Raw genomic sequence first — 7,127 nt, forward strand, 5'->3', positions numbered from 1 at the left:
TGAAGGGCCGAACGCCCGTCGATGCGCTCAAGGACTGGCAAAAACAAAGGCCGGACCTGTTCAGGAAGAGGCCGTATAATCACGTGGGATGTGACAGGTAGGGATAAAAAAAGAATGCATCGCAAAGCCCTTGCTCATACTTAGAGCCTTGCCTCAGAAATACGCACATCACGCCCATAACCTGCGCGGACCCTGTCATTTTAAATTCTTTGTGAACTATTAAAACGTGGCAAGAAATTGCCACAAGTTTTCTACATACCTGTCCGCCGCGGCCTTACACGAGCTTCAAAACAATTTCAGGTTTATATAATTTATTGTATTAAACCTTGGGTTGTATTTTTCACTTTATCCATAAGGTACACTTAGCACTTGGATGCGCCTGAGAAGCCCAATCGCCGGGTTGCGGCGCCACATCACGGTCCGGACGATCGCCAACCGCAACCGCGCCGTGGAAGGTTTCCGGGAGAGAACAATGTGCGTCGAGCCCGCCGCTGGGCACGAAAATCACAACGCGGTCTACTTGGGCAGAGTGAACAACTGATGGCGCGATTCGCGCGCATTGACCGGCGCAGCGCCACGCAATCCGCGGGTGTTGCCGATTGTGGCCGCGATCACATAGCCCAGGACCAGAACCTGCAGGAAAACCACGGCCAGCAATGCCATGCCCAAGTTCTCCCACAGTGAGTGTCCCGTCACGGCGCCGCCGATCAGGACTGCCGCGATCGTCGTCAAAGCAGCCAGCAGGTAACAGATGACAAACATGCCGCATCTCTCATCAGATCGCCCCCGCCATAGCACGGGAGACATCAGCGTGAGCGACAAAGATTAAGAAACTCTTACCGACCTGTCATGCGACGCTTGAGCGACATGTAGGACTTCGGGCCCGCCAGATAGTTCTCCATCTCTCCGGGCAGCAGGAAGGACTTGAGCTTGCGCAGGTTCACGCGGTCGTACACGACGCCCAGGCAGCGCGATTCCAGCAGGGAATCCTCGGCCAGGGCGGTCTCGGCCATGGCGCGCGAGGTGCGGCCCCATTCGGCCACGATGAGGAACTGTGCCAGCTCGTGCAGGATCGCCCGGCCTTGGGCCACCGGATACAGCGGCGGGACATCGACGATGACCCGGCTGAAATCGCCGTCGCGCGCCTCGGCCGCGATCTGGCCCAGCATCTGGCCGGTCAGCAGGTCGTCCGACGGTCCGCCCTGGTCCAGCCCGCAGGGCAGCACGACCAGGTTGGTGTTGGCGATGCCGACCAGCATGTCCTGCCAGTTGCCGCCGCCGCTGACCGCGTCGGTCAGGCCGGGCTTGCGGTCCAGGCCCAGCATCCGGCTGAGCGTGCGGCCGCGGCTGTCGGCGTCGATCAGCAGGACCGAATGCATGCCGATGCCCAGCTGGCCCGCCAGGTTGAACGCGACCGAGGACCGACCATCGAAGGGATGGAACGAGGTCACGCCCGTCACGGGCAGCGACCGCCCCGCCGCCTCGCCCGCCAGACGGACATGGCGCAGCGTCTCGGCATAAACCGAATCGGGGTAATGCAGCACCGGGACGGGTACCTGGATGACCGGGGGCCGCAGCCTGGACAGGACGGGCAGGGTCTGGCCGCTGCCGGTGGCAGGCGACGTCCGCGTGGCGGCGGGTGCCGCGCCCACCGCACGGGTGCGACGGACCGCGGGCAGCACCGGCAGGTGGCCCAGGAACCGCAGGCCCGAATACTCGGTCAGGTCCGCGGAGGTGCGCAGCGAGCGTTCGCGCCATTCGCGCAGCGCGGCGATGGCCAGGCCCATGAACAGCCCCAGCAGCGTCGCGGCCAGCGCATTGCGCAGCACAGCCGGACCCGAAGGCAAGGACGGGACCTGCGCATAGGACAGGATCCGCACGTTCGACACCGGGAAGGACTGCTGCTGCTCGATCTCCTGCGACCGAGTCAGGGTCTGCTGATAGATCGCGGACAGGGTCGCGGCCTCTTCCTGCAGGGCCCGCAGCCGGACGAAGTTGGCGGCCTGGTCGCTGTTGCGTGCGGATGCCTGTTCGACGCTGTCCTGCAGCGCATCGACGCGGGCATTGGCGACGTCCAGCGTGCTTTGGGCCTCGGCGCGTTGGGCCTGCAGTTCGATGAACAGGCGTTCGGCGGTGGTGATCAGGGTCTGCTGCAGGCCCGGGACCTGCGGATGGTCCGGCCCCGACGTGGCCAGCAGACGCTGAAGCCGGGCTTGGACATCGTTGTAGGAATCCAGCCGTGCCCGGAGTTCTTCGGACACCTCGCCACCGATCGCCAGCGAGCTGTTGCTGTTGGTCAGCCCCTCGATCCCGCCGGCGACGGCGCGGTCATAGGTGTCCAGAACCGCCCGCGCCCGCGCGGCCTCGGTCAGGACCTCGGTCAGGCTGGAGTTCAGCTCGTTCAGGGCCTGTTCGGTCAGAAGCCCGCCCGAAGAGAATTCGACAAGGCTGTTCTCGGCGGCAAAGCGTTCGGCCGCGCCGGCCGCGGCCTGCGCCTGCGTCTGCAGTTCCTGCAGGCGGGTGCGCATCCAGGCGTTGGTCTGACCGACGGAATCGGCGTTGGACGACAGGATGTCCTGGACGTACAGGTCGGCATAGGCATTGGCGACCTGCGCCGCGATCGCCGGGTCGTGCGAGGAATAGCTGACCGCCACGGCAGAGCTTTGGCCGATCCGGTCGACCCGGATCTCGGCGCGCAACCGCGCGGCCGCCAGGCGACGTTCAGGATCAAGCTGCCCCATCGACGGATCGGCCGCCAGCAGGTCGGTCTGTCCCACGACATCGGCCGGGGTGGTCAGCGCCACAAGCTGGTCGCGGACCCAGACCACCGGCGACAGCACGGTCGAGATGCCCCCCCCGATCGCCGAGGTGAAGGCGGACCGCGGCGGGTCCATGAACGAGGGGTTGTCCTGCAGCCCGGTCAGGTTCAGCACGTCGTCGGCCAGCTTGTTCGATTCCAGCACGACACGCGCGTTCTCGATCCGCTCGACCGGCAGGGCGGCGCTGGCGATGCCGCCCGCCTGCTGGACGGATCGGTTGACGTTGCTGTCCAGAAGCAGGCTGGAAAACGTGGTGTATGTCTCGGGCTTGGCGATGGAATAGGTCAGCCCCAGCATGCCCATCAGAACGGCGGGCAGCACGATTGTCGTGCGCTGCCGGCGCAGCGCGACCATCAGCCGCCGCAGATCGATGGTCTGGGCCGGCGCGGCCGGAGCCTCGACATAGGCCATGTTCCCGTCATAGGGCTTGAGTTCGCGTCCCATCAGCTTTCCTTGGGTCCCGAGCGGGGTTCGGTATCCGACCGATCCGGCGCCGTTCCATAAATTTCGATCTGCCGTGCGCCGCCAAGATGGGCGGCCGCCCCGACATGAAGTGCCGCACGCATCAGCTGGCGGTTGCGCCAGGCCGGACGTGCCACCCCGACCACGGCCAGTCCGCCGCAGGCCAGGGCCTTGGCCACCGCCACCCCGGCCGCGCGGATGCGCCCGGCCCGCGGGCGTCCCTGGGCGATCAGGCTGGCATGCGTCTGACCCATCCGATAGCGGCGCCGCAGCAACCAGGCAAGCCGCGCGCGGTCCGAAGGCACGGTTTCGTGCACGACAGCCAGGGCCGCAAAGCCGATTTTTCCGCCCGCGGCCAGAAAACCGGCAAAAAAGGCACTGTCCTCGCCGCCCGAACGGCCGCGCACCGGGTCGAATCGCAACCGCCCCGCCGCCGGGTCGGCCAGATCGACCAGCACGTTGCAGGTATAGCCGCTGGTGATCGCCCCGTCCGGGCCATACACGGGCAGCGTGTCATGCGCCCGCGCGCGGTCCATCCAGCCCGGCGCGTCAGGGTGGTAATGGGCGCGCACCGGTCCCAGGACCGCGCCCGCATCCCCGTCCCGCCACGCGGCCACAAGATGCATTAGCCAGTCGGGCTCGACCGTCTCGTCATCGTCCAGATAGACAAGCAGCCGCGCGCCCGCGGCGCGGGCATGATCCAGCAGCGCATTGCGCGCGATCGAGATGTTGGCCTGGGGCGCATGCAGATAGCTGACCTCCAGCGGGTGGTCCGCGGCGATCCCCTGAACCAGATCGCGGGCCGAGGGCTGGGCATCGTTGTCGGCGACAGCCACGACAATCGGCAGGCCGCAGGGCGTCAGCCCGGCAAGGGATGCCAGCGTGGCGGCCAGTTCCGGCCGCCGAAAGGTGCAGATGCCGATCAGCACGGCGTCGTGAAAGACGGGCGCGGTCATGCGGGGGTCCGTTCCGCGGCGGGCCTGCGGGCCAGCCATTCCCGCCAGAACCCCGCCGACCAGGCCATGTGCATGGTCCCCGCGACCAGCCCTGCGATCAGCCCGCGGGGCCGCCCGGTCTGCAGGGCGATCATCACCCCACCGGCCAGGCAGGCCAGCAGCCACAGCACCAGCGGCAGGGCAAAGACTGCGCTGAACGGCGCCAGCACCACCAGCGCTGTCGCCGGTGCCAGCATCGCCACGACGGCCTGGCGGGTCGCGGGGCGGGTGCCGTTCTTTTGCAGGTTGCGGGCCCGGCCACGCCCGAAGTTGAAATACTGCCGGACCAGGGCGCCAAGCCGCGCCCGCGGGAAATAGGTCAGCCGGGTCCGCCCGGTCAGCCAGATGCGGTGACCCGCGGTGGTCAGCCGGTGGTCCAGCTCGGCATCCTCGTTGTGGCTGAACCGCGCGTCATAGCCGCCGACCGCGCGAAAGGCGCCGATCCGCATCAGGGCGTGGTGACCATGATCCACCCAGGCCCCGCCGCCCGCCAGCCGGTGGGCCGAACCGCCATTGCCCAAGCGCGAATTCTGCGCTTCGGCAATGACCTGCTGCAGAAACCCCTGGCCTTGGGCATGCATCGTGACGACGACGCTGTCGGCACCGGTCTGCTGCGCCTCGGCCAGCAGCACGTCGCCGTAATCGGCGGGATAATCGCTGTGCGCATCCAGCCGCAGCAGCCATTCGGCACCGACCCCGAACCGCTCCACGGCCAGGTTCACCCCTGCCGATTGCAGCCGGCCGGGATTGTCGATCAGCCGGATCAGGGGATCGGCCGCGGCACTGCGCCGGACGATGTCGCAGGTCGCATCGGTCGAGCCGCCATCGGCGACCACGACCAGCCCGTTCGCCCGCGCCGCAAAGGCCGCGGCAAAGGTCAGGACGCCGTCGATATGGCGCGCCTCGTTCAGGGCCGGAATGACGATCAGCACATGGGGTTCTGACATCGCGGACCTCAAGCGGCAGCGGCCGGGGCGGCGGCCCCGCAGATGGCGGCCGTCAGGTGACGGCATTCGGCCTCGTCCATCTCCATCGCGTCGCGCGGAAGGGCCGCGACCGCGGCACGGCGCGCGGCCAGTCCCGCGGGATCGATGGACGACAGGGCGGCGGCGACGGCCGCGGCATCGGGCGCCGCGACGGTGACGCCGCATCCCCAGGCCTCGACACGACGCGCGACCTCGGTTCCGTCCAGAACGACGGGCACGGCACCGTTCAGGCACCCCTCGTACAGGCGGTTGGGCAGCAGCCAGTCGGAGTTCTGCCCCGCTTGGTACCGGTCGATCAGCCAGGCCACGTCCAGCTGCGCATAGATCGTGGGCAGATCGTCGGGCCAGTCATAGGCGCCCAGAAAGGACAGGTCCGGGTTGGCATCCACCACCGCGTGGAAATCCTCCATGACGTCCAGGGCGGGACGCCCGCGCAGGATCACCCTGAACCGCCCAGGCTGCGCGCGGGTGACCTGATCCAGCACCCCAAGCGACCAGCGACAGCGCAGCATCCCGAACCAGCCGACGATCAGCGGCCCGCCCTCCTCGGCCCCGCCGGGGGCTGGCACGGCTTGGGGCGTCGCGGTGCCGGGCTGGGCAAAGGGCTTATTCTCGACCAGCAGCACCGGGGTGTCGGGCTGGCCGAAATGGCGCAGATAGCGCGTCTGGAACGCGGGCGAGGACAGGACGACCAGGCTGGTGCGGCCCATCAGCCCGGCCTCGACCCGGCGCAGGATGCGGGCGGGCATGCCCTGCCCCAGCATCATGCCGTGGATATCCAGCAGCTCATACACCAGCCGCCCGCCCCTGGCGTGCGCCAGCCGCGCCCCCAGGGCCAGCATTTCCAAGTTGCGGGCCAGGATCACCTCGGGCCCGCCGTCCTGCGGCGGGACTAGGCGCGCGATGCGGGGCCAGGCCGCGACGATCGCGCGGACCCGCTGGATCATGCGGCCGTTGGCGGTGTGCCCCAGCACTGTCGCGGGTTCGGGCAACGGCCCCTGCCCCCGCCGGAACCCCGCGACCCGGACCTGTGCCCCGCCCTGGCGCAGCATCCTGACCCGCCGCCAGATCGACGGATCGTCAAGGTCATGGGCAAGATAGGTCACGCGCAAAAAACTCTCCGGCAGGATAAATCGTTACAATGGATCTTGATACAGAACGTGCAGACGGCGCTGTCCGCCGGTGAAATGTTGGCACTCCATAACCAATTCGGCCGCACGGGAAAACAGCCTAATAAGACAACTTTCCCGGACCTGCGACAAGGAAGCGTGATCCGCTGAAGCGAAAGACAGCTCCGATCCCCGCAGTTTTCCAACCGATCGCGTGGCCCTTCACACGAAGTTCTGGTTCGAGCCGCAAGTCTGTTGCTGCATCTACGACGTTCCGCGTCCGCTGCAGTCCGCCTGGTTGAAGAAGCTGTTATTGGCCAGAAAGCACAGATAGTGACCAAAAAGCACGATTATCATAGCAAACCACAATCGGGTGGCAGGGGTGAGATAGTCCTGCCTTTAGCGATGAGAAAAATTGCGTAAAAACAGGGGGGCTTATCCCCGATGCGAAGCCGGGCTTGCCTTTCCTGTCACGGAGATTTGCCCCTGATGGGCCGCAGCCCAATCTATGGCCCGTGTTTCGAACTGGTCCGACATGTCGTGGCGCTCCTTCCCGTTCCGCCAGTGGCTGCGCCCACCCTGTGGCCGGACGGTGATCTGACGCACGGGGCCGGAGCGTTGAAATTGGGAGGGACCCACGCCTTGGCGTGGGAGGAACAGAATTTCTTCGTGGAGGCTGACGCGCGCCGCACCAGAGCCCATGTTCGGATCGCCGGCGGAAAAACAAAATGAAAAGTCGTCAGCCGTGCCAGAGCG

General features: G+C 66.8%; 5 protein-coding genes. All 5 read right to left on the minus strand.

What is annotated here, in order from left to right:
• Positions 1–516: 516 nt before the first annotated feature.
• Positions 517–762, minus strand: coding sequence for a hypothetical protein (locus TY51_RS19195; protein ID WP_042252856.1), 246 nt, complete (start codon positions 760–762; stop codon positions 517–519).
• A gap of 74 nt (positions 763–836) precedes the next feature.
• Positions 837–3,263 (minus strand): GNVR domain-containing protein, encoded by a 2,427-nt coding sequence (locus TY51_RS19200; protein WP_042252858.1) that lies wholly within the window; start codon positions 3,261–3,263, stop codon positions 837–839.
• Positions 3,263–4,237 (minus strand): glycosyltransferase family 2 protein, encoded by a 975-nt coding sequence (locus TY51_RS19205; protein ID WP_042252861.1) that lies wholly within the window; start codon positions 4,235–4,237, stop codon positions 3,263–3,265. The genes TY51_RS19200 and TY51_RS19205 overlap by 1 nt, the downstream gene beginning before the upstream one ends.
• Positions 4,234–5,223 carry a glycosyltransferase family 2 protein gene (locus TY51_RS19210; RefSeq protein WP_042252863.1) on the minus strand — a complete coding sequence of 330 codons (990 nt, stop codon included), beginning with the start codon at positions 5,221–5,223 and terminating at the stop codon, positions 4,234–4,236. The genes TY51_RS19205 and TY51_RS19210 overlap by 4 nt, the downstream gene beginning before the upstream one ends.
• Before the next feature lie 8 nt (positions 5,224–5,231).
• On the minus strand, positions 5,232–6,368 hold the full coding sequence (locus tag TY51_RS19215) for a glycosyl transferase (protein ID WP_156118131.1): 1,137 nt from the start codon (positions 6,366–6,368) through the stop codon (positions 5,232–5,234).
• Positions 6,369–7,127: the final 759 nt, after the last annotated feature.

The organism is Paracoccus sp. PAMC 22219 (assembly GCF_000787695.1).
Classification (GTDB): Bacteria; Pseudomonadota; Alphaproteobacteria; order Rhodobacterales; family Rhodobacteraceae; genus Paracoccus.